The sequence below is a fragment of the Streptomyces calvus genome (assembly GCF_006782915.1).
Taxonomy (GTDB): domain Bacteria; phylum Actinomycetota; class Actinomycetes; order Streptomycetales; family Streptomycetaceae; genus Streptomyces; species Streptomyces calvus.
This window is the reverse complement of sequence record NZ_VCNP01000056.1, coordinates 990173-1015215: the sequence shown is the minus strand read 5'-3', so window position 1 is coordinate 1015215 and position 25043 is coordinate 990173. Positions and strand designations below refer to the sequence as shown.

Below are 25043 nucleotides of genomic sequence, written 5' to 3'. Positions count from 1 at the left end.
CCGGGGGCGGTGCTTCGGCGGTGTCAGTGGGTGCCGGCCGGGCCGGAGTCCTGACCCGTGCCCGCTCCGGGGTCCCGGCCGGCCCCGGTCTCCGCGCCGCCGGCCCGGTCGCCGGTGCCGTCGCCGCCGGGCTCCTGACCCGCGCCGGCTTCCCCGCCCGCTCCGGGAGCCTGCTCGCCGCCCGCCTGCTCGCCGCCCGCGTCGCCGAGGGTCGCGCCGACGGCCTCCAGGGCCGTGGTGACCGGCTGGAAGAACGTCTCGCCGCCGGAGGTGCAGTCGCCGCTGCCCCCGGAGGTCAGGCCGATGGCCAGCCCGTCCCGGGTGAACATCGCACCGCCGCTGTCCCCGGGCTCGGCGCAGACGTCGGTCTGGATGAGGCCGGTGACCGTGCCCTCGGGGTAGTTCACCGTGGCGTTCAGGCCGAGCACCTGCCCGTCGGCGAGCCCGGTGGTGCTGCCCATCCGGAACACCTCCTGGCCGACGGCCGCCTGAGCGGCCTGCGAGATCGCAAGGGTCGCCTCGCCGAGGTCCACCTCGCTCGGCGCCACGGTGGCGGGGTCGTCGTAGCGGACGAGCGCGAAGTCGCCCGCGCCGGGGAAGACCGCCTGGTCGACCGTGGCGATCGGCTGACCGCCCTGTGTGTCCGACCACTGCTCGGCCGCGACACCGCAGTGACCGGCCGTCAGGAACGCGGGGGTCCCGTCGCCCGCGGTGACGTTGAAGCCGAGCGAGCAGCGGGAGCCGCCGGCGAAGATGGCGTCGCCGCCGGACGCGAACGTCCTGAAGGTGCCCTGCGACTTCCTGATCGTCGCCAGGCCGGGGCCGAGGCCGCGCACGGTGGACTCCAGCCTGTTCCACCGGTCACCGGTCACCGTGCTGTCGGCGGTGACGAGGATCTTGTTGGTGCGCGGGTCGACGGCCCACGAGGTGCCCGGGACGGCCGCTTCCGCCGTCAGTGTCCGTGTCCCTGCGTCCAGTTCGGTCATGCTGTTGTCGACCTCGCGGACGACCGCGCCCGCCCGCTTCGCCCGCTCGGCCGCGGTGCCGTCGCCGTCCGGTACGACGTTGACGACGAGCCGCCGGCCGGCGCTGTCGTAGTAGGAGCCGGCGAACGCGTCGCCGAGCTGTCCGGCGAGTCGCGCGGCGAGGCCCGGCGCGTCCGTCGCGCCGAGGGTCCTCGGTGCCGTCGCGGCGCCCTGCGACGCGCCGTCCTGGGACGCGCCGTCCTGGGACGCGTTGGCGTGTGGGAGCAGGATCGCGGCGGCGCCGAGCGCCAGCACGCCGCCCGCCGCAAGAGCGGTCCTGCGCTTCGGAATTCGCTGGTGACTCAAACTTCTCGACCTCCTGGAGGGACCGGAGTGGTGCCGCCGTGCGGCGGCCGTCGGGGCGCCCGGATGGCTGGTGGTACGCGTGTGCCGCGGGAGGTGTTCAAACCGGACCGATCCTCACGCTCAGCAATCGGTCATGTGCGATCAGTTGTGATCACGCAGCGGAATTTCAGCTTCAGCGAATCTACACATCGAATGCTCAACCCGGTCACCGGATCGAAAACGCGTCCGACGATCGACGGTCCGCGGGAGACCCGTTTCCGGTGTGCAGGATGTTGCAACAGGGGCGTCAAGTGACCGGATGAGCCGATGCCGTGGGGCATGTGAAGAAGTCGCCGCCGAGCCGTGACCTCTTCTGCACGCTTGAACGCCTGCTGGACGCAAGTTGCCTGGTGAGGCGTTTGGTTGATTGGAAGCCCGCGCCCGCAGCGTGCTTTGATCCATCGCACCGCAAGGCCGTTCCGGGCTCCCGGCGACGGGCGTCCGGCGCCCGCGGTCGCGGCTTCATCTGTCCCCAGAGGGGGCCGCTCCCCCCTTGTGAAATATCCATACGAAGGGAAGTTCCATCATGAACTCCACCCCCCAGGTTGAGACCGTCGAGATCTCCGACGCCGACCTCGACAACGTCTCCGGCGGCCTGTCCGTGAACGCCGTGAACACCCTCACTGGCGCGGTGGACAGCATCGCCCCCGTCTCCGGCCTGGTCGACACGGCCGTCGGCACCGTCGAGGGTGTCACCGGCCTGAACACGGCCCCGGTCACCAGCCTGGTCGCCGGTCTCTGATCGCGCCCTTGTGTCACTGAGTCCCGGAGCCGCACCCCGGCTCCGGGACTCAGTGATGCGCCCACGGTCCCCGAGTTACGTCGCTCAGCTCACTCAGGTGAGGGAAGACACGTGCAGTTCCGTCAACAGGCCCTCGCCAAGCTCCAGTCACCGGAGGAGCTGGATCTCCCGGTGCGCTTCGCCCGACCCCAGGGCTGGCTCGTGCTGTCCGTGACGGTGATCGCGATGGCGGCCGCCTCGGTGTGGGCGGTGACCGGCTCCGTGGCCTCCACCGTCAGCGCGCCCGCCGTCCTCACCCACGGACAGGGCAGTTACATCCTGCAGAGCCCCGTCGCCGGCCAGGTCACCGCCGTGCTCGCCGAGGAGGGCGAGCAGGTGCCCGCCGGCTCCCCCGTCCTGAAGGTGCGCACCGAACAGGGCGAGAGCGTGGTGCGCTCCCTCGACGCCGGCCGGATCAGCGCGCTCGCCGCCACGGTCGGACAGATCATCCGGCCCGGTGCGAACGTCGCCGCCGTGGAGAAGGTCGCCCGCGCGAAGGCCCCCCTGTACGCGACGGTCTACGTCCCCGCCGAGAGCGCCGCCGGCATCCCCGCGCACGCCTCCGTCGACCTCACCGTGCAGTCGGTGCCCAGCCAGGAGTACGGGGTGCTGCACGGCGAGGTGAAGTCGGTGGACCGCTCGGCGCAGTCCGCCCAGCAGATCGCGGCGTTCCTCGGCGACAGCCAGCTCGGCGAGCAGTTCACGAAGGAAGGCAGGCCGGTGGCCGTCACGGTCGAGCTGAAGAAGTCGCCGACCACCGACAGCGGGTACGAGTGGTCCTCCGCGGACGGTCCGCCGTTCGCGCTCACCTCGATGACCCTGGCCACGGGTTCGATCCGGCTGGCCGACCGCCGCCCCGTCGACTGGCTGCTGCCGTGACCGCCGTCCAGGAGACCCGCGGCAGACGCCGTGCCGCGCCGCCCAAGCGCAAGGTGCCCAAGGCCCGCTCGAAGACCGTCCGTACGCCCACCGTGCTCCAGATGGAGGCCGTGGAGTGCGGCGCCGCCTCCCTGGCGATGGTGCTCGGCCATTACGGCCGGCACGTCCCGCTGGAGGAACTGCGCATCGCCTGCGGTGTCTCCCGCGACGGCTCGCGCGCCAGCAACCTGCTGAAGGCGGCCCGCAGTTACGGGCTGACCGCCAAGGGCATGCAGATGGACCTGGCGGCCCTCGCCGACGTGGCCGCGCCGGCCATCCTGTTCTGGGAGTTCAACCACTACGTCGTCTACGACGGCATGGGCCGCCGGTTCGGCCGCCGCGGCGTGTACATCAACGACCCCGGCAAGGGGCGGCGGTTCGTGCCGCTGGAGGAGTTCGACGGCAGCTTCACCGGTGTCGTCCTGGTGATGGAGCCCGGCCCGGACTTCAGCCGGGGCGGGCGCAGGCCGGGTGTGCTCGGCGCGATGCCCGCCCGGCTGCGCGGCACCGCGGGCACCATGCCCGCCGTGGTGCTCTCCAGCCTGCTGCTGGTCGCGGTCGGCGCGGCCGTGCCCGGACTCAGCCGGACCTTCATCGACGAGTTCCTGATCGGCGGCCGCACCTCCCTGCTCGGCGTGCTGTTCACGTCGATGGCCGCGTGCGTGCTGCTCACGCTGGTGCTGACCTGGCTCCAGCAGGCCAACCTGCTGCGCGGCCGGCTGATCTCCTCGACGCTGTCCAGCGCGCGCTTCCTGCGCCATCTGCTGCGCCTGCCGGTGACGTTCTTCTCCCAGCGCAGCCCGGCGGACCTGGTGCAGCGGCTGCAGTCCAACGACGCGGTGGCCGAGACCCTGGCCCGCGACCTGTCGGCGGCCGGCGTGGACGCGGTGGTGGTCGTGCTGTACGCGGTGCTGCTGTACACGTACGACCCGCAGCTGACGTTCATCGGCATCGGCGTGGCGCTGCTGAACATCGTGGCGATGCGGATCGTCATCCGGCTGCGCGCCACGCGTACGGCGAAGCTGCGCGCGGACTCCGCACGGCTCACCAACACGGCGTACACCGGACTGCAGCTGATCGAGACGCTGAAGGCGACCGGCGGGGAGGACGGCTACTTCCGCAAGTGGGCCGGTCAGCACGCCACCACCCTGGAGGAACAGCAGCGGCTCGGCGTGCCGAGCGCCTGGCTCGGCATCGTCGCGCCGACGCTCGCCACCCTCAACAGCGCGCTGATCCTGTGGATCGGCGGCATGCGGGCCGTCGAGGGGCACATCTCGGTCGGTCTGCTGGTCGCCTTCCAGGCGCTGGTCACCCGCTTCACCGCCCCGCTGACCCGGCTGAACGGCGTCGCGGGCCGGATCCAGGACTTCGCCGCGGACGTCGCCCGGCTGAAGGACGTGGAGAACTTCCGGGCGGACCCGCTCTACGGCCGTCCCGGAGCCGGTGAGTCGACCCGCCGCCTGCACGGGCACGTCGAGCTGCAGAACCTCACCTTCGGCTACAACCCGCTGGACAAGCCGCTGCTGACCGGCTTCGACCTGACCGTCGGCCCCGGCCGGCAGGTGGCGCTGGTCGGCGGCTCCGGCAGCGGCAAGTCCACGGTGTCCCGGCTGATCTCGGGCCTGTACACGCCGTGGGAGGGCGTGATCCGCATCGACGGGCAGCGCATCGAGGACATCCCGCGCGGCGCGCTGGCGGCCTCCGTCTCCTTCGTCGACCAGGACGTGTTCCTGTTCGAGGGCACGGTCCGCGACAACGTGGCGCTGTGGGACCCGTCGATCCCGGACGAGGCCGTGGTGGAGGCGCTGAAGGACGCGGCGCTGTACGACGTGATCACGCGCCGGCCGGGCGGCATCCACAGCCCGGTCGAGCAGGACGGCCGGAACTTCTCCGGCGGCCAGCGCCAGCGCCTGGAGATCGCGCGGGCGCTGGTGCGGCGGCCGAGCATCCTGGTGCTCGACGAGGTGACCAGCGCGCTGGACGCGGAGACGGAACTGGTCGTGATGGACAACCTGCGCCGCAGGGGCTGCGCCTGCGTGGTGATCGCGCACCGGCTGAGCACGGTCCGCGACAGCGACGAGATCGTCGTCCTGGACCACGGCACGGTCGTGGAGCGCGGACGGCACGAGGAGCTGGTGGCGCGCGGCGGCGCGTACGCGGCGCTGGTCAGGGAGCGATGAGATGACGACCGTGCACGACGGGCAGAGCGGTGACCTCGTCCTCGGCGCGCTCGGGTCGCTGGGCACGCCCATCGACTGTTCCGGGTTCGGCCGCCTGGACCTGGAGGGGCCGCAGGTGCTGTGGCTGATCGCGTCCGGTGCCGTGGACCTGTTCGCGGTCGACGCCGAGCAGCAGGGCCACTGGCACCACCTGGGCCGGCTGGAGGCGGGCTCGCTGGTGCTGGGCCCCGTCGCGGGTCCGGCCCACACGCTGGTGGCGCGCCCGCTGCGGGACTGCGTGGTGCACCGCATCGGCCTGCGCGAGCTGTACCAGCCGGCCGCCACCCAGACCTGGTCGTACGACGAGTACGGCAATCCGCAGTACGTGCCGCCGACGACGAGCCCGCTGGAGTACGCCCTCGCGCTCGGTGTGGGCCGCAGCCTCTCGGTGCTGTTCCAGGCGCCGATGGCCACCGACCGGGCCGCCGCGCCGTCGGACGACGACGTGTTCTGGATGCAGGTGCCGCCGGGCAGCGTGCAGTACGGCTCGCTGTACGGCGCGGACGCGGCGGCCGACCTGCTGATGGACCCGGCGCTGTGGCAGAGCATGGTCGACCAGCAGTACCGGCTGATGACGACGCTGGACCGGTGGATCGAGCAGCTGGAGCACACCCACGAGACGCGCACCGCCGAAGGCATCAAGGCCGGCGAGGCGGTGCGGGCGCAGGCCGACCGGACGCTGCTGGCCGCCATCGGCAAGCGGTCGGGGCAGCGCACCACGGCCGCCGACGCGGACGCCACGTACGCGGCGTGCAAGCTGGTGGCGCGGGAGGCCGGCATCACGCTCGCCGCGCCGGCGCAGTCCGGCACCGGCGGTGACCGGCTCGATCCGGTCGAGCAGGTCGCCCTGGCCTCGCGGGTCCGCACCCGTGTCGTCCGGCTGTCCGGCCGCTGGTGGCGCGACGACGTCGGCCCGCTGGTGGGCCACCGGGCCCTGTCGGGCGCGCCGGTGGCGTTGCTGTGGCGGCGCGGCGGCTACGCGGCGGTGCATCCCGCGACCGGCCGGGAGACCCCGGTCGAGAAGGCGAACGCGGAGGAGTTCGAGCCGCGCGCGGTGATGTTCTACCGCCCGCTGCCCGAGCGCCGCCTGAGCCCGCTGAGGCTGCTGCGGTTCTGCATGACGGGCACGCGCGGCGATCTGACCGGGCTGCTGCTGAGCGGTCTGGTGACGGTGGCGATCGGGGCCCTGGTGCCCCTGGCGACCGGCAAGGTCCTCGGCGAGTACGTGCCGAAGGCGCAGACCGAGCTGATCGTGCAGGTGTGTCTCGCGGTGATCCTCAGCAGTGTGGTGGCCGCCGCCTTCATGCTGCTGCAGAACCTCACCCTGCTGCGGCTGGAGGGCCGGGTGGAGGCGACGCTCCAGCCGGCCGTGTGGGACAGGCTGCTGCGGTTGCCGACCCGGTTCTTCACCGAGCGGTCCACGGGCGAGCTGGCGAGCGCCGCCATGGGTATCAGCGCGATCCGCCGGCTGCTGGCCGGGGTCGGGCCGACGGTGGCGCAGTCGGTCACCGTCGGCGCGATGAACCTGGGGCTGCTGCTGTGGTTCAGCGTGCCGATGGCACTGGCCGCGATCGGGATGCTGGTCGTCATCGCGGGCGTGTTCCTGGCGCTCGGGCTGTGGCAGGTGCGCTGGCAGCGACGGCTGGTGGTGCTCACCAACAAGCTGAACAACCAGGCCTTCCAGACGCTGCGCGGGCTGCCGAAGCTGCGGGTGGCGGCGGCGGAGAACTACGCGTACGCCGCGTGGGCGTCGGAGTTCGCCCGCAGCCGCGAGCTGCAGCAGAAGGCGGGCCGGATCAAGAACCTGACGGCGGTGCTGGGCGCGGTCTACCTGCCGGTGTGCACGCTGGCGATGTTCATGCTGCTGGCCGGGCCGGCCCGCGGCTCGATGACGGCGGCGGAGTTCCTCACCTTCAACACGTCGGTGACGATGGTGCTGACCTCGGTCACCCAGCTGACCGGCGCGTTCGTCTCGGGCGTGGCCGCGCTGCCGCTGTTCGAGCAGATCAAGCCGGTGCTGGACGCCACGCCCGAGGTGCGCACCGCGAGCACGCGGCCGGGCCCGCTGTCCGGCGCGATCGAGGCGCGGCGGCTGTCCTTCCGCTACTCCGACGACGGGCCGCTGGTCCTGGACGACGTGTCGTTCGAGGTGCGGCCGGGTGAGTTCGTGGCGATCGTCGGGCCGAGCGGCTGCGGCAAGTCCACGCTGCTGCGGCTGCTCATCGGCTTCGACAAGCCGGTCTCCGGCAGCGTGCTGTACGACGGGCAGGACCTGGCCGCGCTGGACCAGTCGGCGGTGCGCCGCCAGTGCGGTGTGGTGCTCCAGCACGCCCAGCCGTTCACGGGCTCGATCCTGGACGTCATCTGCGGATCGGAGCCGTACACGCCGGAGGAGGCGATGGCGGCGGCGGAGATGGCGGGGCTGGCCGAGGACATCAAGCGCATGCCGATGGGGCTGCACACGATCGTCTCCGGCAGCGGGGCGGTCTCGGGCGGCCAGCGGCAGCGGCTGATGATCGCCCAGGCGCTGATCCGCCGGCCGAGGATCCTCTTCTTCGACGAGGCGACCAGCGCCCTGGACAACGAGACGCAGCGCACGGTGATCGAGAGCACCAAGGCCCTCCAGGCGACCCGCATCGTCATCGCGCACCGGCTGTCGACGGTGCTGGACGCGGACCGGGTCGTGGTGATGGAGGGCGGCAAGGTGGTGCAGCAGGGTCCGCCGGCCCAGCTGCTCGCCGACACCGGCGGCCGGCTGCACGAACTGGTGCGGCGGCAGATGACCTGACGGGCCGGGCAGCGTCCGTGCCCGGGACCGGCGCCTGAGAGGGCACGCCCGCCGTAGCGCCCGCCGGGGCGTGGGCCGCGACGCGGAGTCCGGCCGACGGAAGTCAACGGAACGTTACCCTCCGGTCACACCTGGGTCGTGTCTTCGCCATCCTCCGTGCCCCGACCGTTGGCCCGGGCCGTAAGTGGGTACCCACCGGCCATGCGGACCAGCGTGGTGGATGTGGGATCGAAGACCGTCAGACTCGTCGTCTCGGACACGGAGGGCGGTGCGCCGCTGCCGGTGCACACGGCCAAGTGGCCGCTCCGGCTGTCCGAACAGGTCACCCCCGGCGCGCCGGTGCCGGAGCGGGCCGTGGAGGACCTGGTGGAGGCCGTGGCCGCGGCCAACCGCACCGCCGCGCGATGGGGCGCGTCGGGCCCGCTGGCCTTCGCGACCGCCGTGGTGCGCGGCGCCCCGAACCGGCAGGAGGTACTGCGCGCGGTGCGCGAGGGCACGGGCGTCGACCTGTGCACCCTGCCGGGCGACGTCGAGGCCGAGCTCACCTTCCTCGCGGCGCGCCGCTGGATGGGCTGGCGCTCCGGCCCGCTGGCGCTGCTCGACATCGGCGGCGGGTCGCTGGAGGCCGCGTTCGGGCGGGGCCGGCTGCCCGACTTCGCGGCCTCGCTGCCGCTGGGGGCGGCCCGCCTCACCCACGAGTACTTCGGCGACCAGGACCCGCCCACACCGGAGCAGATCCGGGCGCTGCGCCGCAGGGTGCGCCACCAGCTGCGGGACGTGGCGGCCCGCATCCGCTGGGAGGGTCCGCGCACGGCGGTCGCCACCTCGCGCACCTTCCAGCAGCTGGGACGGCTGTGCGGGGCGGCGCCCGGCCGGCACGGCCCGTTCACGGACCGGCAGCTGTCCAGCATCGACCTGCGCGGCGCGATCGACCGGCTGGCCGCGCTGCCCGCCGCCGAACGCGCCCGGCTGCCCGGCATCTCCGCCCCGCGGTCCGTGCAGAGCCTGGCGGGCGCGGTCGTGGCGCACACCGCCATGAAGCTGACCGGGTTGAAGACGGTGACCATCTGCCCGTGGGCGCTGCGCGAAGGGGTGCTGTTGCGCCACATCGAGGACGGCCCGTCCTGGTGGGCGGAGATCAGCCGGCTCAACGCCAAGGAGACGGACGCCACCGAGCCCGTCCCCCTGCGTGTGGCCGGCCCGCTCGGCTGACCGGGCCGGACGGGCCGCACGACGACGCAGAGACGTACCGGACGCAACGAAACGAAGGAGAGCCACGTGTCCGAGCGCGACGACCGCGACAAGAAGCCCGCGACGGCCGCCGAGGAGGTGCTGCGCGAGGTGGAGGAGGCCGCACGCCGCACCCGGGACTCCGACGAGCGCCACCACCGCGGCGAGGCCGGCGACACCGTCACCCCGAACACACACGCGCAGGAGCAGGCGAAGGGCGAGTAGAGCCCACGCCGAGCGGTCCCTGCTGCGTCGGCGGGCTCTCGCGGGTGCGGTCGTTCACCGGCGCCTTCAGGTCGTCATCGGGCAGCCCGAGGGCCCGGCGCCGCCGGTGCGGGGATGGCCCCGCACCGCCCGGGTACCCGGGGCGCATGGAAGACACCGGCAAGGAACCCCTGCTGCCCGCACCGCGCGGCCCCCTCAGCACCGCCGTGGCGAACCACCTGCGGGGCATCGGCCCCCTGCCCCACGACGAGGAGGTCGCCGCCGCACCCGTGTACGGCGACGACTTCCAGCTGGCTCTGTACCTCTGCTACGAGCTGCACTACCGCGGGTTCGCGGGCGTCCCCGCGGACCTCGAGTGGGACCCCGACCTGCTGCGCACCCGCGGCGCCCTGGAGCGCCGTTTCCTCGCCGCGCTCCGCGCGGACGCCCGGCGCCACGACCGTCTCGACGACGCGCTCGCCGGGCTCCTGGTCGAACCGGTGGACGGCACCGGCGTCAGCCACTTCCTGCGCGACAAGGGCGAGCTGTGGCACCTGCGCGAGTACGCCGCCCAGCGCTCCCTCTACCACCTCAAGGAGGCCGACCCGCACGCCTGGGTGCTGCCCCGGCTGTGGGGGCGGGCCAAGGCGGCGATGGCGGCCGTGGAGTTCGACGAGTACGGCGGCGGCCGGGGCGACCGGGTGCACGCCCGGCTGTTCGCCGACCTGATGCGTGACCTCGACCTGGACCCGACGTACGGGCGCTACCTGGACGCGGCCTGCGCCGAGCTGCTGGTCACGGTGAACCTGATGTCGCTCTTCGGGCTGCACCGCTCCCTCAGGGGCGCGCTGGTGGGTCACTTCGCGACGGTGGAGATCACCTCCTCGCCCGGTTCCCGGCGGCTCGCCGAGGCGATGCGCCGCACCGGCGCGGGTCCGGCCGCCGTGCACTTCTACGACGAGCACGTGGAGGCGGACGCCGTGCACGAGCAGGTGGTGCGCCACGACGTCATCGGCGGCCTGCTGGAGGAGGAGCCGCAGCTCGAGGCGGACATCGCCTTCGGCGTCGACGCCACGGTGTTCGTCGAGGACCGGCTCGGCGACCGGCTCCTCGCCGACTGGCGGGCGGGCCGGTCGTCCCTGCGCACGGCACGGGATCGTGAGTTCACGTCGTGATCCCCGGGGTACCCGGCGTTCCGTGAAATCGCTTGCACCACCGGGTGTGTACGCCCCCCAGGAAGACACCGAGCTGCTGGCCGGCGCGCTGTCCGAGGAGCCGGTCCCGCCGGGCGCCGACGTCCTCGATGTCGGCACCGGATCGGGCGCTCTCGCCGTGGCGGCCGCCCGGCGCGGCGCCCAGGTCACCGCCGTCGACGTCTCCCGCCGCGCGGTGTGCGCGGCCCGGCTGAACGCACTGCGGGCCGGGGTGTCCGTGCGCGTCCGGCGCGGCAATCTGTTCGCGCCGGTGCGGGGCCGGTCGTTCGATCTGATCCTGGCCAATCCCCCGTACGTTCCGGCGCCCGGGGAGCGTGGGCTGCCGCGCGGGCCGGCCCGGGCCTGGGACGCGGGCAGTGACGGACGGCTCGTCCTGGACCGGATCTGCCGGGAGGCTCCCGCGCTGCTGCGGCCCGGCGGTGTGCTGCTGCTGGTGCAGTCGGCGCTCAGCGACCCGGAGCTGACGCTCGCGCGGCTGCGGGAGGCGGGTCTGAAGGCCGCGGTGACGCGGCGCCGTCGGATCGCGTTCGGCCCGGTGCTGCGGGCCAGAGAGCACTGGCTGCGAGAGCGCGGGCTGCTGACCGCGACGGAGAACAGGGAAGAGCTGGTGGTGATCCGTGCCGAACTCCCCGTCTGACACGCCGCGCCGCGTGACCGTGCGGCGCAAGGGACCGCTGCTGGTCGAAGGGCCGGTGGAGGTGGAGCTGGAGGACGGCACCGTCGTGTCCTCCGACCGCTTCCGGGTGGCGCTGTGCACCTGTCGCCGCAGTCGCCGCTTCCCCTGGTGCGACACCAGCCACCGGGCCCGGTCGTGAGCCGGTGCCCCGTTCCGGTGCGGGCTGCGTAGAAGCCCCCCCGGGGGGCGGGGGGGCCCCCCCCCCCCCCCCGCCGGCCTCCTTGCGCGGGACCGCACGTTCCGCGTGGTGGCCACTCTCCCCAGATCCGCGAGCCACCGCGCGGTCACGGGAACCGTGCGATCCCGGTCTCAGAACGCGAAGACGCTCGAACCGTGAGCGTTCATCACGCAGGTGTTGGGGAAGATCCGCTCGTAGGAGACGCGCTGGCCCTGCCACACGCCGTCGACGGTGACCAGCACGGGGTCGTACTGCCTGGTGCAGTAGACGCCCTCTCTCATCGTCAGGGCGTCCAGGTCGCCGTCGATGCCGTTCAGCTCCGCGCAGGCGGAGGCGGCGGAGGGGTGGGTGCCTCCGGGGCCGGGGGCACAGCTCAGGGTGACCGCGCGTTCCGGTGTGGCGGTGGCGGTGCTGTCGCCGTGGCCCAGGGTGAGCACCAGGGCCGAGGGGGCGTAGAGGGCGGTGGTTCCGTCGGCGCCCGATGCGGCGCCGGCCAGGGGTGCGCAGACGGCTGCGGCCGTCAGGCCGAGGGTGGTGGCCCAGCGCGCGGTGTTCCGCATTGTGTGCATCCTTCCGCTCGTGTCGACGAGGTGCCGGCCCGTGCTCGGTCGGTGCCGAACCGGCGAGCGGGAGTCTGCCGAGTCCGCGGCGGAAACACACGTCGACCGTGCGGATTTCGGTAACCTTGCGTATTGAATCAGTGGCGCGAAGTAACAAGACCGGTGGGGCTCGGCCCGGCAATCGCACGGCCGCCGCATATGCGAAGTGGCCAGATGGCCGAAAACCCATCGCTCGGCAATCGGCCTGAAACATTCCGATTACGTCGGCGGAAGACCGTTCGACGCCGCCTTCCGTTCATGAAACGCACCGGCGCCGGTCACCGCCGCACCTGCCCACTCGGGCCCGGCGACGACGCCAGGAGGACGCGTTGTCAGTGGTGTTGGCTACGGTGCCGGCATGACTCGATTCGTTTTGGTGGCCGGGGCCTGGCTGGGCGCGTGGGCGTGGGACGAGGTCGCGGCCGAGCTGCGCGCGGCGGGGCACGCGGCGCATCCCCTGACGCTGTCCGGGCTCGCCGAGAAGCGGGATGCGCCGGCCGGGCAGCGGACCCACGTCCGGGACGTCGTGGACGAGGTGGAGCGCCTCGGCCTGCGGGACGTCGTGCTCGTCGGGCACAGCTACTCCGGCGTCCCGGTCGGCCAGGCGGCCGGACTGATCGGCGACCGGCTGCGGCGGATCGTGTTCGTCGACGCGAACGTGCCGGTCGACGGCGAGCCGGACCTCGCGGCCTGGCCCAGCGACCACGTCCGGCGCGCGATCGGGGCCAACGGCGGCTTCTGGCCGCCCCCGGAGGCGGACGACTTCGCGGGCCAGGACCTGACGGACGATCAGATCGGCCGTTTCACCGCCGGTGCGACCCCGCACCCGGGTGCCACGCTCACCGAACCGGCCGCGCTGAACCGGCCGTTGGGTGAGCTGCCCGGGACGTACGTCAAGTGTCTGCTGGACGGCGAGGAGCCGCCGCCGGCCGCGGCGGAGCTGCTGGAGAGCGGGAACTGGGAGCTGGTGACGATGGCCACCGGGCACTGGCCGATGTTCTCCCGGCCGCGCGAACTGGCCCGGATCCTGCACGAGGCGGCCACCGCCCGCTGACCCGGCCCGCTCCCCACCGGACGCGCCCCGGTCACCGCCCTTTCGTCGGTCGGCGCCGCTCCGGACGCTCCCCCGGTCACCACCCCCGGTTCCGCTCCGCGCTGGACGCGCCCGCACTTACTCGCCAGTATGCGTCGGGACGGCGCGGCTCGACGAGGAGAGGCGGGGACGGATGGCCAGGCACTGGGCCGACTTCCAGTACGAGATCTACCTGAACGGATTGACGGGCGCGGTGCCCCGGCTGCCGACCGATCTGACCCGGCTGGAGGAGCTGACCGAGCAGCGTCTCGGCCCCGGGCCCGTCGGGTACGTCGCGGGCAGCGCGGGTGACGGCAGCACGGCGCGCGCCAACCGGGCCGCGCTGGAACGCCGGAGGATCGTGCCGCGGATGCTGCGGGACGTGCACGAGCGTGACCTGTCGGTGGAGGTGCTGGGCCGGACCCTCCCGGCGCCGCTCGCGCTCGCTCCGGTCGGGGTGCTGTCGCTCATGCATCCGGACGCCGAGTCCGCCGCCGCCCGGGCGGCCGCCGCGCAGGGCGTGCCGTTCGTGCTGTCGTCGGCGTCCAGCACCCCGATGGAGCAGGTGGCGGAGGCGATGGGCGAGGGCGAGCGCTGGTTCCAGCTGTACTGGCCGAAGGACGTGGAGGTGGCCCGGAGCTTTCTGCAGCGGGCGCGGGCCGCCGGGTTCACGGCGCTCGTCGTCACGCTCGACACTCCCCTGCTGTCGTGGCGGCCGCGCGACCTCGACCAGGCGTTCCTGCCGTTCCTGCGCGGGGTGGGCACGGCCAACTACTTCTCCGACCCGGCCTTCCGGGCGGGACTGGCCAAGCCGGTGCACGAGGATCCCGACGCGGCGGTGATGCACTTCGTCTCGATGTTCGCCGATCCCGCGAAGACCTGGCCGGACCTGGCGTTCCTGCGGGAGAACTGGGACGGCCCGATCGTCCTCAAGGGCGTGCTCCACCCCGACGACGCCCGGCTCGCGGCGGACGCCGGCATGGACGGGGTGGTGGTGTCCAACCACGGGGGACGTCAGGTGGCCGGGGCGATCGCGGCGGCGGACGCGCTGCCGGGCGTGGCGGCGGCCGTCGGGGACCGGCTCACCGTGCTGTTCGACAGCGGCGTGCGCACCGGCGACGACGTCTTCAAGGCCCTCGCCCTGGGCGCGCGGGCGGTGCTGCTCGGGCGTCCCTACGTCTACGGGCTGGGCCTCGACGGCCGGGCGGGCGTGGAACACGTGATCCGGTGCCTGCTCGCCGAACTCGACCTCACCCTGGCGCTGTCGGGCCACGCCACACCGGCCACGGTCGGTCCCGGCGACCTCGTGGAGGGGCCCGCCCGACCGTCCTCGTGAAGGCCCCGGCCCGTCCGTCCGGCCGGGACGGGGCGACCGGTCCGTCCCGGCCGGGCGCGCTCACGTCACCGGCTCGGTGAGGTCCGCGTACCGGGCCGCGGGGGTCCCGGTGCCGCTGATGGAGAGCGAGCCCGTGGCCGTGCGGACCGGCTCGGCGCTCCAGCGCTGGTCCACGGTCCGGTCGCGCACCTTGACGACGATGTCGGCGTTCGCGTCGGGGGTGGCCGGAGCGAGGGCCAGCTGTCCGTCCCAGCGGGTCAGCAGTTCGCCGGGGGCGGTGAGGTCGTAGCGCACGTCGCCGCTGCGCGGGTCGCCGGCGTCGGCGCAGGTGCCGAGGACGACGACACCGGCGTCCTTGTGGGAGTCCAGGCACAGACCGGGGTCGGCGACGCTGCGCAGCAGCCCGTCGTCCTCGTACGTCCACTGCTGGGTCCACGCCGAGGAGCACTCGGCGAGCCGGGTGCCGGAGCCGTCCCGGGGCTCGCCGCGGGTGTCGAGGCACAGGCCGGAGGCGGCGTTGCGCAGCCGGGTCCGTCCCGGTACGGAGGGGACGGCCGCGGCGCCGGTCGGGGCGGCCGACGGCACGGAGGCGCGGCCGCCCGCCGCGCCGGTGGAGCCCGTCGGGTCGGCCCCGCCGTCCGGGCTGGAGGAACCGGCGATGAGCACGCTCATCAGGACGCCCGCCGAGACGGCCCCGAGTCCGGTGAGCAGGGTCCTGGTGGAGCGCACCGGGTCGGGCATCCGGAGGCCGGTGAGGCGGTCGGGGACGGGGATCCGGGACAGCAGGCGGTTCCGGCCGCTGCCGTGCCGTCCGTCGCCGCCCCGGCGCCGGCGGGCGGCACGGCCCGCGCGCGGGCCGCCCGCGGTGCGTCCCGGCCGCGAGTCGAGGTAGCGCCGGGCCCCCCACCCGAGCACCGCCTCGGCGATCAGCGTGTCCAGTCCGCTCTCGAAGTGGCCCAGTTGCTCCGCCGCGTGCCGGCAGTGACGGCACTCCGCCAGGTGCCGGCGGACGTCGGGCAGCAGGGCGCCGCCCCGGCGGATGGGCACGTCGAGGAGACGGTTGTGGAAGCGGCATTCCTTGGTCGGCGCCAGTTCCTGATGCGCTTGTACACATGCCTGACGGAATGCGGCACGCGCCTGTTCGAGTGCGCCCGATGCGATGTCCGGATCCATGCCGAGCAGTCCGGCCGGGACGGAAATCGGCTCGGCCTCGACCTCGGCGTGCCAGAGCAAACAGCGGGCGCGCGCGGGCAAGGAGCGGAATGCCCGACCGGCGAGTGCGCGGTTTTCCGGAGTCATGGTGGTCGCCGCGCGCATGCCGCGCCCGCCGGCCGGTTTCTGCAACTCCGGCAGAACCGCCGCTGTTCGGTCGTCGGCGGCCCACTCGCGGACCGTGTCCCGCACCCGCACCAGCAGCGCCGGCCGGAGCGCGACGGCCGGTTCGCCGACGGCGATCCGGTCCAGGACGTGGTGCAGGGCGGCCGCGGTGACCATGGCGGCGGCCTGCCCCGACGAGGCGAGGCAGACGGTCGCGTAGTCGTGGGCCGACCGCCAGTGCCGGGCCGTCAGCAGTGCGACGGCGTGGGCGGACTCGCCCTCCGGACGGCCCCGCAACCGGGCGGCGAGGAACTCGTCGGATTCCCCGGGGTCCCCGCCGGGCGGGGGATACGGGGGCCGAGGGGGGTGGGGGGTGTGCACTGAGACGGTTCCTTCCCACAGCGCATGTGCCATTCGAGCGTTCACGACGCCGAAAAGGAGCCCGGATTGGTGCATACCTCTTTGGCGTGGCGCGGGGTGTGAATTCACGTCGGCGGATCCGACCCGGTTCCTCAACTCGCGTGCGTTCCCGGCCTTTACCTCCCGCGCGGGTGGCTCACTCTCGCACAACCCGCGCGGGGCCAACAAGGCGCTTGGGCAAGTTCCGGGCATTGACAGAAAGTCAGAAAGGGAAGGCGGTCCGCGGCCCTCGCGCACGCCTTTCGGGCGCGGTTTTCCCGATGGTTCACATCGGATCGGTAAAGCAAGTGGCGGCGCCGTCTCAGATCTGCCAGGAGCGCAGGCGGTCGGCGGCGCCGTACACATCGGCCTCGCCGCTGATCAGGTCGCGGGCGAGGTCGACGAGGGCGCCGTAGGGCGGGTCGATGCCGACGCCGCTGACGAACATGTAGGCCACGGCCGTGGCGCAGGCGAACCGGGCGTTGGCCGCGGGCAGCGGACGGAGCACGGCCAGCGTGTGCAGGAGGGCCGCCGCCCGCCAGGCCGGGTCGGAGTCGACGCCCAGCCGGGGCGGGTCGACGCGGTGCCGGGCGACGGCGGCGACCAGGGCGGAGAAGTCGTTGATGGTGGGCTGGTCCGGGAGGACCTCCTCGTGCCGCTGGAGCAGCCAGGGCACGTCGATGTGCAGCACGGACGCCATCGGTCAGGCGGCCCGTCCCGCGCCCTTGCCGGAGGGTTCGTCGTCCGGGAAGGCGGCGGCGAACTCGTCGGCGTGCGTGGCGAAGAAATGCCGGAAGGCCTCCGCGCCCTCCTGCAGGGCCCGGTGGCGGGCGATGTCCGCCGCGGCCGCCTCCCGCACGAGCGCCTTCATGGACGTACCGCGTTCCCTGGCGATCTGCCTCAGGTCCTCGAGCTCGCGGTCGCTGAACTCCACGTTGAGAGCTGGCATGCCCTCACGGTACCGCTCGGGTACTTACTCGTAAATATCCGCAGGTCAGAGCAGGTGCTGCCGGGTACCTCCGAGCAGAACGCAGGCCGGTACGGATGAGACGTGGGTCACCTGCGGGCAGGCACTCGGGGGCCGTGGTGACGGGCCGGCGGCCGGTCGGCCGCCGGCCCGGCGGGGCGGTGACCAGGGCTCGCCATTCGGATCGTCCCGGTGTCGCGGGATCCGGCCGCGAGGCGTTCCACCTCGCAGCCGGGCCGATCCGAGCGACAGACCCTAACCCTGGTCGGCCACGAAGGAGGCCATCCGGGTCAGTGCGGCGTTCCAGTTGATCGTGTGCTCGTTGGTGGACCAGGACTGGATGTCGTCGATGAAGCAGAACTGGCCGACGCAGCCCTGGAGCTTCGACTGGGCGAACGGGTCCTGGATGCTGGAGTTGGGACCGCCGGAGAGCGTGCCGGCCGGCGGGTTCGGCAGGTTCGGGTCGAGCTGGCGGGCGTACCAGCGGCTGTGCTGGTTGTGCGCGTTGACCTCGCCGTAGCCGGTGACGTACGACATGTTCAGGGCGTTGCGGCCGAGGATGTAGTCCATGCTCTGCAGCGCGCCGTCACGGTACTTCGTGGCGCCCGTGAGGTCGTAGGCGGTGGCGAGGACGACCGCGTTGTTCAGCACCTGGTGGCTGGAACCCCAGTCGTAGACGTTGCCCTCGGGCGCGTACGGCATGCCGTAGGGGTGGGCCTTGAGGGTGGCCAGGTAGCGGTCGGCGCCCTTGACGACGGAGGCGCGCACCTTGTCCCGGCCCGGCAGCCCGTTCGGCACCGTCGCGAGGTCGAGGCGGCCGGCCGCGGCGGTGCGGGCCCAGTCGAAGCCGGTGGGGCCGAAGATGTCGGCGGTGTGCACCGGCGAGTTCAGGACGTGGTCCCTGAACTGCCGCTCCCCCGTGGTCAGGTACAGCTCGGCGGCCGCCCAGTAGAACTCGTCGGCGACGGTGTCGTCGGGGTAGGCGCCGCCGCCGATGCCGTCGTCCGGGTCGGCGAGGACGTCGGGATGGGCGAGGGCCGCCGTCCATGCCTTGCGCGCCGCCGCCAGGGTCCGGGCCGCGAACTCCTTGTCGTGGGAGCGGTACAGGCGTGCCGCCTGGGCGGCCGTGGCCGCGAGGTTCAGGGTGGCGGCGGTGGTCGGCGGGTGCAGTTCCCGCTTCTGCGGGTCGTCGCTCGGCAGCAGCGGCAGCCCGGTCCACTGCTCGTCGTGGATCTTGTGGTGGGCCATGCCGGCCAGCGGCTCACCGTCGGGGACCTGCATCTTCAGCAGGAACTCCACTTCCCAGCGGGCCTCGTCGAGGATGTCGGGGACGTTGTTGCCGCTCTCCGGGATGTCCAGCGTGCCGTCGCCGAGCTTGTCCGCCTCGCCGGTGCGGGCGTGCCGGGCGCGTTCGTAGGTGCTGAGCACCTCCCAGGTGCTGATGCCGCCGTTGACGACGTACTTGCCGTGGTCGCCGGCGTCGTACCAGCCGCCGCTGACGTCCAGCGTGTAGTCGCAGACGCCCGGCTGACAGGGCACCTCGCCGTCGCCCTGGTTCGGCGCCACGCCCACGTGTCCGGCCGGGCGGCCGTAGCCCGGCCGCAGGTCGTCGCGGATCTCGATGCCGCTGCGCTGGGTGTAGTAGTACTTCGCCGAGTCCAGCCGGAGCCGCTCGTAGGCGCTCGCGTCGATGTCGAAGGGCCGGCTGGTCTCGCCGTCCGCGACCAGGGTGTAGCCCGTGCCGCGGGTGCGGTGGGCGCCGAAGTCGATGGAGTGGACGTTCTGCCCGGAGGAGCCGTCGACGCCGCGCGGCACGGTCCAGCCCTGCCGGACCACCCGTCCGTCGGCGTCCTTCAGCTTCCAGGGCAGCCGCTCGGTGGCGTCGGTGACCACGGTGGCGTTCTTCGGCCCGGCGGGCAGGTAGCCGACCTGGTTGACGCGCACCCGGGGCCCGGTGTCGGGCACGTGCGGCTCGGGGGCGACGCCGCCCAGCAGGGACACGTCGTCCGTGCAGAACCGCCAGGGGTCGGCGCTGCCGCCGAGCTGGAAGCCGACCTGGGCACGGTCGGTGTCGACGGGCGAGGTGAAGGTGTACGCGTAGGTGTCCCCGGAGACGCTGAGCTGCGGGGACACCTCGTAGTAGGTGTCGTACGGCTCCACCTGGAGGCCGACGATCGCCCGCACGACATGGCCCGCGGGCGTGCCGGTCGCGCTGAAGGAGAAGCGGTACGACTCGCCCTTGACCAGGGTGATGTCGTTCTGGCCGACGGACGCGTCCCAGCGGTTGGTGGTGCCGCCGGGCACGTCGGCGCACAGGCGGCCGTCGGACGGGCCGGCGGTGACGTTGGCGGAGGCCCACCAGGAGTCGATGCCGGAGTCGAAGGTCCCGTTGCGGACCTGTTCGACCTCGTCCGCCCCGGCCTGCGCGGCGGGCAGCGCGGTGAGCGCCGTCGCCAGGAGGCCGGTCAGGGACAGCAGGGCGATGCTGCGTCTGTTCACGTCTGGGCTCCTCTTGGGGAGGTGCGGGGTGGTGTGAGCGGATATCGGAGATTTCATGGGAGCGCTCCCATTGACGTACGGGGACCATGGTTGTGGCACCTGTGACGGCGCGTCAACGGTTGGGACAGGACTGGCGGCGACCGGCCCTCAGGCCGCCGGCCCGCGTGCCCCTCCCCCGGCTGCCCGTGCGGTGGGCGGTCACCGGGTCGCGGCGGGTTCCGACCCACGGGCCCTGCCGTCACAGGACCGTCGTCCGTCCGAAGGGCGGGCGGGAACGTGACGACAGGGCCTAGGCTGGAACTCAGGCGATACACCGGTTAACGGTGAGTGTGCGCGATGGAGTGGCGACGATGAGGCCGGACGACCCGTTCGACGATGCCGTGACGGCCAGAGCCGTCATCGCCGCCGACGGCACGCTCGCGCGGTGGAGCGAGGGTGCGCGACTGCTGCTGGGCCACCGGGCCGAGGACGTCGTCGGCCGCCCGGCGGCCGACCTGCTGGCCGACGGCGCGGGCCCGCCCACGCTTCCGGCGGCCCGCTGGAGCGGCACGCTCGCGCTGCGCCACCGGGACGGCGGCACCGTCACGGCGTGGGTGCTCGCCCACCACCGGCAGCCCTCCGGCGACGGCCCGGGCGACTGGCTCGCCGTGACGCCGCTGGAGGCCACGGACCAGGAGCTGCCCGACGACCCGCTGGTCCGCACGGCCGTGTTCCAGTCGCCGTGCGCGGCGATGGTCTTCGACGAGGGGCTGCGGCTGCGCGGCGTCAACGACGCCATGGCCCACCTCCTCGGCCTGCCGGCCGGCCACCTGCGGGGACTGCGGCCGACGGACATCGGCGGCCGCCCGCAGCACGCCGAGCTGGAGCGGCAGTTGCGCCAGGTGCTGCGCACCGGCCGGCCGACCGAGATGCAGACGTGCATGAAGGCCACCGGCGAGAGCCGCGCGCACGCCTGGCTGGCCCGGCTCGCGCCGCTCACCGACCAGTCCGGCCGGGTGCGGGGCGTGTGCGCGACGGCCCACGACTTCACCGAGCAGTACCGGGCGCGGGAGCGGCTGCAGCTGGTCAACGAGGCCAGCATCCACATCGGCACCACGCTGGACGTCACCCGTACGGCGCAGGAGCTGGCCGAGGTGTGCGTGCCGGCGCTGGCCGACTTCGTCAGCGTGGACCTGCTGGAGCCCGACGAGCCCGGAGGAGAGCCCGCGGGGCCGCTGACCACGCCGGTCGCGCTGCGCCGGGTCGCCCACCAGTCCCTCCTGCCGGGCAGCCCCGAGTCGGTCGCCGAGGTGGGCGAGCTGGTCGTCTACCCGGCGGCCGCGCCGCAGGCCGACTCGCTGATGGCGGGCCACAGCATCGTCGCCTCGGTCCCCTCCGGGGATCTCGACCCGTGGCTCGCGGTGGACGAGGCGCGCGCCCGGCAGGTCCGCGAGTACGGCGTGCACTCCATGCTGTCCGTGCCGCTGCAGGCGCGCGGCGTCACCCTCGGCGTCGCCGCCTTCACCCGGTTCAGCCGCCCCGAGGCGTTCACCCACGACGACGTGCTGCTGGCCGAGGACGTCACCGCGCGCGCCGCCGTCTGCATCGACAACGCCCGCCGCTACTCCCGCGAACGCGAGACCACCCTCACCCTCCAGCGCAGCCTGCTCCCCCGCACCCTGCCGCGCACGGCCGCCGTGGAGGCGGCCACCCGCTATCTGCCCGCGGCGCGCTCCGGGGTCGGCGGCGACTGGTTCGACGTGATCCCGCTGTCCGGGATGCGGGTGGCCATGGTGGTGGGGGACGTCGTCGGGCACGGCATCCAGGCCTCGGCGACGATGGGCCGGCTGCGCACGGCGGTGCGCACCCTCGCCGACATCGACCTGGCCCCCGACGAACTGCTGACCCACCTGGACGACCTGGTGCTGCACCTGTCGCAGGAGTCCGGCGACAACGGTCCCGGCGAGGTCGGCGCGACCTGTCTGTACGCGGTGTACGACCCGGTGTCCCGGCGCTGCACGCTGGCCCGGGCCGGGCATCCGCCGCCGGTGCTGGTCACGCCGGGCGGCCCGGCCCGGCATCTGGACCTGCCGTCGGGGCCGCCGCTGGGCATGGGCGGGCTGCCGTTCGAGTCGGCCGAGCTGGAGCTGCCCGACGACGCGGTGCTGGCGTTCTACACCGACGGGCTCGTCGAGTCCCGCGGCCGGGACACGGAGGTGGGGCACGCCCTGCTCCGGGAGGCGCTGTCGCACTCCGACGGCCCGCTCGACGAGACCTGCGACCGTGTGCTGCACACCGTGCTCGTGCCGGGCGGCGCGACGGACGACGTGGCCCTGCTGCTGGCCCGTACCCGCGGGCTGCCGTCGGCGCAGGTCGCCACCTGGGACATCCCCGCCGATCCGGCGCTGGTCGCGCCGATCCGCAAGCAGGTGGTCGACCAGCTGGCCGCGTGGGCGCTGACGGAGGCGTCGTTCACGGCGGAGCTGGTGGTGAGCGAGCTGGTCACGAACGCCATCCGGTACGGCGCCCCGCCCATCCGGCTGCGGCTGATCCACGACGCCGCGACGCTGATCTGCGAGGTGTCCGACACCAGCCACACGGCCCCGCACCTGCGGCGGGCCAAGACGTGGGACGAGGGCGGGCGCGGTCTGCTGCTGGTCGCCCAGCTCACCCAGCGCTGGGGCAGCAGGCACACGGCCGACGGCAAGACGATCTGGGCGGAAATGTCACTGGTCGACGAGATGTGAGACGGGGTGGGCCATGGCGAACAGGGCACGGTACGCGGTCGCTTCGGTGACGGGTGCGCTGGTGGTACTCGGGACGCTGGCCTCCTGCGGCACGGGGGACGGCACCGCCGGCGCCTCGCCGCAGCCGCCGGCGAGCGCCGGCCGGACGGCCGGTGACTCCCCACCCCGCACCGCCACGTCGCCGGACGGCACGGTCGTCTCCCCGAGCGGGACGGCCGCTTCCCCGAGCGACCGCGCCCCGACGGCGCCCGGGCGGACGGACCGCCCCGGCACCCGGTGTCGCACCGCCGAACTGAGCGCCGCCGTCGGCCGCATGGACCCCGGTGCGGGGCAGCGCAACTTCCCGGTGGTCCTGACGAACGTCTCCTCCCGCACCTGCACCGTGTACGGCTATCCGGGCGCCGCCTTCGTGGACGCCGCCGGCGAGCAGCTGGGCCGGGATCCCGAGCGCACCGCCGGCGACGCGACGACCGTCACCCTGGCCCCGGGCGAGAGCGCCTGGTCGGGGCTGCGGTACGCGAGCCCCGGGGTGAGCGGCGCCCGCACGGCCACCCCGGCGACGCTCCTCGTCACCCCGCCGGACGAACGGCAGCCCCTCGAGGTGCCGTGGCGGTCCGGCCCGGTCCCGGTGTCCGGGAACGCGTCCTCGGTGTTCCTCACGGTGCTCCAGCCGGGCAGCGGCCCCTGACGTCACCGTCCGGGCGCGGCACCTCGGACGCCTCGGGAGGCCCGGCGGTGGTGCGCGCAGCCCGTGGGTGCACGGTCAGGGGCCCAGGAGGTCCAGGGCGCGCTCCCAGCGGAACTCGGGCCGTCCTCCGTCGGGGTCCGGCTCTCCCGCGTGCGGATCACCGAAGCGCACGCCCATGCCGCGCAGCCGCGTGAGGCTGTCGCGGTAGGCGGGATGGGCGGCCAACGCGTCGGCCACGCAGGGCAGTACGGCGATCGGGACGCCGAGACCGGCCACCTCGCACAGCGTGCCCAGGGCCAGGGTGTCCGCGATGCCGGCGGCCCACTTGTTGACGGTGTTGAAGGTGGCGGGCGCGACCACCACCGCGTCCGGCGGCGGGAAGGGCCGGGGTTCGCCCGGGGTGCGCCAGGCCGACCGGATCGGGCGGCCGGTCTGCGCCTCGACGGCGGCGGAGTCGAAGAAGCCGTTCATGGCGACCGGCGTCGCGATGACACCGACCTCCCAGTTCCGTTCCTGCGCGGCGGTGATGAGTTTGCTGACGCCCGTGGCGACACCGGCGGCGCAGACCACGACGTACAGGAAGGGGCTTCTGCGTGGCTCGTGCCGCGCGGCGTGCTCGTGCTTCTCGGCCTGTTGGGTCACCCCGGAAACCCTAGTGGGGCTCGGTCGGGTGGGCAGTGGTGCGGGCAGGTCGCGGGGTCAGGTGGGACAGGCGGCGGTCCAGGTGGTGAGGAGTGTCCGTAATCCGGGGCGACTTGGTGGAGGGCCGGCGCCGGAGGCCGGGTGGCGGCGTCGGTGTGCGGCCCGACTGTCCGCCGAGGCGGCCGGATCAGTGGGTCAGTGCGATGACGTGGTCGCGGACGACGGACGTCACGGCTTCGGAGTGGTCGGCCAGGTAGAAGTGACCGCCGGGGAAGCCGCGTACGTCGAACTGTGCCGATGTCCGGGCGGCCCAGTGGCGCATCTCCGCCGGGGACGCCACTGGATCGGCTTCGCCGGCCAGGGCCAGCACGGGGCAGGAGAGCCGCGGCCCCTCGGTGTGCCGGTAGGTCTCCACGGCCTGGTAGTCGGCACGGAGCGTCGGCAGCAGCAGGGCCCGCATGTCCGGGCTTTCGAACACGCGCATGTCCGTCCCGCCCAGTCTTCCGACCTCGGCCAGGAGACCGTCGTCGTCCCGCAGGTGCACCTCGTCGCTTCGCTCGTCACCCGGCGCGCGACGGCCGGAGACGACGAGAGTGACCGGCGGGCTGCCGGCCGCGGTGAGTCGTTTGGCCACCTCGTAGGCGACCACCGCTCCCATGCTGTGCCCGAACAGGGACAGCGGGCGGTGAGCCCACGGCTCCAGTGCCTCCAGGCTGTCGTCGACCAGGTGGTCGATGGTGCCGGCAAGGGGCTCGGTCCTGCGGTTCTGACGCCCGGGGTACTGGACCGCCAGGACGTCGATGTCAGGACTCAGCGCGGCGGAGAACGGCCGGTAGTAGCCCGCGGCGCCACCGGCGTGCGGAAAGCACACCAAGGTTGCTTTCGCGCCGGGCGACGGATGCAAGCGCTGTATTCCCTTGCTCGTGACGTGGTCGGCGTGGCTCACCATGGTTGCTCCTCGGCGGTAAGTCCGTACGGGCGGCACACCCGCCGGGGGATTCCTGACGGGAGGGCCGTCGGGGCGTTGCTGTGCCCCTCCGTCTTCAATCGGGCACCCGACGGGCAGCGAAATACCGAAAACGGGCCGGTGGCGGGCATGCTCGGCTTCTCGGCGAATCCGGTTGCGGGGGACGGGGGTTCGGGGCGCTGTCGCGGCCGGAAAGACGGGTTCGGACCGAATGGCCGGCGCCACTGACGTGGCCGGAACGGTCCGGTGAGGC

Annotated in this window: 21 protein-coding genes; 13 read left to right on the top strand and 8 right to left on the bottom strand. The window is 73.5% G+C overall.

All coding sequences use genetic code 11. From position 1 onward, the window contains the following. Positions 1 to 23: 23 nt before the first annotated feature. Positions 24 to 1331, bottom strand: coding sequence for a S1 family peptidase (locus FGW31_RS32830; RefSeq protein WP_142197187.1), 1308 nt, complete (start codon positions 1329 to 1331; stop codon positions 24 to 26). Positions 1332 to 1896: 565 nt separating this feature from the next. Between FGW31_RS32830 and FGW31_RS32825 the strand changes: the two genes are divergently transcribed. From FGW31_RS32825 to FGW31_RS32790, 9 genes are all read left to right on the top strand, one after another. Further along, complete coding sequence (locus tag FGW31_RS32825) at positions 1897 to 2112, top strand: type A2 lantipeptide (RefSeq protein ID WP_142197186.1); 216 nt, start codon at positions 1897 to 1899, stop codon at positions 2110 to 2112. A gap of 111 nt (positions 2113 to 2223) precedes the next feature. Further along, a complete protein-coding gene (locus tag FGW31_RS32820) occupies positions 2224 to 3030 on the top strand; it encodes an HlyD family efflux transporter periplasmic adaptor subunit (protein WP_142197185.1) in 807 nt (268 codons plus the stop codon). Further along, positions 3027 to 5249, top strand: coding sequence for an NHLP family bacteriocin export ABC transporter peptidase/permease/ATPase subunit (locus FGW31_RS32815; protein WP_142197184.1), 2223 nt, complete (start codon positions 3027 to 3029; stop codon positions 5247 to 5249). The genes FGW31_RS32820 and FGW31_RS32815 overlap by 4 nt, the downstream gene beginning before the upstream one ends. A 1-nt stretch (position 5250) precedes the next feature. Continuing rightward, a complete protein-coding gene (locus FGW31_RS32810) occupies positions 5251 to 8076 on the top strand; it encodes an NHLP bacteriocin export ABC transporter permease/ATPase subunit (protein ID WP_142197183.1) in 2826 nt (941 codons plus the stop codon). 201 nt (positions 8077 to 8277) lie between these two features. Beyond that, positions 8278 to 9288, top strand: coding sequence for a Ppx/GppA family phosphatase (locus FGW31_RS32805; protein ID WP_142197182.1), 1011 nt, complete (start codon positions 8278 to 8280; stop codon positions 9286 to 9288). Between the two features lie 66 nt (positions 9289 to 9354). Continuing rightward, complete coding sequence (locus FGW31_RS35195) at positions 9355 to 9531, top strand: hypothetical protein (protein ID WP_167530159.1); 177 nt, start codon at positions 9355 to 9357, stop codon at positions 9529 to 9531. Positions 9532 to 9677: 146 nt separating this feature from the next. Then, on the top strand, positions 9678 to 10685 hold the full coding sequence (locus tag FGW31_RS32800; protein ID WP_142197181.1) for an iron-containing redox enzyme family protein: 1008 nt from the start codon (positions 9678 to 9680) through the stop codon (positions 10683 to 10685). Positions 10686 to 10707: 22 nt separating this feature from the next. Next, positions 10708 to 11361, top strand: coding sequence for a HemK2/MTQ2 family protein methyltransferase (locus tag FGW31_RS32795; protein WP_142197180.1), 654 nt, complete (start codon positions 10708 to 10710; stop codon positions 11359 to 11361). Next, positions 11342 to 11539 (top strand): CDGSH iron-sulfur domain-containing protein, encoded by a 198-nt coding sequence (locus FGW31_RS32790; protein ID WP_142197179.1) that lies wholly within the window; start codon positions 11342 to 11344, stop codon positions 11537 to 11539. Before FGW31_RS32795 ends, FGW31_RS32790 begins: the two co-directional genes overlap by 20 nt. Before the next feature lie 170 nt (positions 11540 to 11709). Here FGW31_RS32790 and FGW31_RS32785 read toward each other — a convergent pair whose 3' ends face one another. Next, complete coding sequence (locus FGW31_RS32785) at positions 11710 to 12138, bottom strand: subtilase-type protease inhibitor (protein ID WP_142197178.1); 429 nt, start codon at positions 12136 to 12138, stop codon at positions 11710 to 11712. A 397-nt stretch (positions 12139 to 12535) separates the two neighbouring features. Between FGW31_RS32785 and FGW31_RS32780 the strand changes: the two genes are divergently transcribed. Then, positions 12536 to 13231, top strand: coding sequence for an alpha/beta fold hydrolase (locus FGW31_RS32780; RefSeq protein ID WP_142197177.1), 696 nt, complete (start codon positions 12536 to 12538; stop codon positions 13229 to 13231). 172 nt (positions 13232 to 13403) lie between these two features. Next, entirely contained in the window at positions 13404 to 14585 is a 1182-nt protein-coding gene (locus FGW31_RS32775; RefSeq protein WP_142197176.1) for a lactate 2-monooxygenase, read from the top strand. Positions 14586 to 14645: 60 nt separating this feature from the next. On the opposite strand, the gene FGW31_RS32770 is transcribed toward FGW31_RS32775, so the two are convergent. The 4 genes from FGW31_RS32770 to FGW31_RS32755 form a co-directional block, all read right to left on the bottom strand. Continuing rightward, complete coding sequence (locus FGW31_RS32770) at positions 14646 to 16283, bottom strand: RICIN domain-containing protein (RefSeq protein ID WP_142197175.1); 1638 nt, start codon at positions 16281 to 16283, stop codon at positions 14646 to 14648. A 340-nt stretch (positions 16284 to 16623) separates the two neighbouring features. Then, positions 16624 to 17001 carry a toxin Doc gene (locus FGW31_RS32765; RefSeq protein ID WP_142197174.1) on the bottom strand — a complete coding sequence of 126 codons (378 nt, stop codon included), beginning with the start codon at positions 16999 to 17001 and terminating at the stop codon, positions 16624 to 16626. 3 nt (positions 17002 to 17004) lie between these two features. After that, complete coding sequence (locus tag FGW31_RS32760; RefSeq protein ID WP_142197173.1) at positions 17005 to 17250, bottom strand: hypothetical protein; 246 nt, start codon at positions 17248 to 17250, stop codon at positions 17005 to 17007. A 273-nt stretch (positions 17251 to 17523) separates the two neighbouring features. Then, complete coding sequence (locus FGW31_RS32755; RefSeq protein WP_142197172.1) at positions 17524 to 19767, bottom strand: glycoside hydrolase family 9 protein; 2244 nt, start codon at positions 19765 to 19767, stop codon at positions 17524 to 17526. Between the two features lie 350 nt (positions 19768 to 20117). Here FGW31_RS32755 and FGW31_RS32750 point away from each other — a divergent pair, with 350 nt between their 5' ends. Both FGW31_RS32750 and FGW31_RS32745 read left to right on the top strand, forming a co-directional pair. Further along, positions 20118 to 22493: a SpoIIE family protein phosphatase gene (locus tag FGW31_RS32750; RefSeq protein ID WP_142197171.1), complete on the top strand. Its 2376-nt coding sequence runs from the start codon at positions 20118 to 20120 to the stop codon at positions 22491 to 22493. Between the two features lie 13 nt (positions 22494 to 22506). After that, positions 22507 to 23181: a DUF4232 domain-containing protein gene (locus tag FGW31_RS32745; protein WP_142197170.1), complete on the top strand. Its 675-nt coding sequence runs from the start codon at positions 22507 to 22509 to the stop codon at positions 23179 to 23181. A 75-nt stretch (positions 23182 to 23256) separates the two neighbouring features. On the opposite strand, the gene FGW31_RS32740 is transcribed toward FGW31_RS32745, so the two are convergent. Beyond that, entirely contained in the window at positions 23257 to 23823 is a 567-nt protein-coding gene (locus FGW31_RS32740; RefSeq protein WP_142197169.1) for a flavoprotein, read from the bottom strand. Between the two features lie 187 nt (positions 23824 to 24010). Continuing rightward, positions 24011 to 24694 carry a thioesterase II family protein gene (locus FGW31_RS32735; protein ID WP_233452610.1) on the bottom strand — a complete coding sequence of 228 codons (684 nt, stop codon included), beginning with the start codon at positions 24692 to 24694 and terminating at the stop codon, positions 24011 to 24013. Between the last annotated feature and the right edge of the window lie 349 nt (positions 24695 to 25043).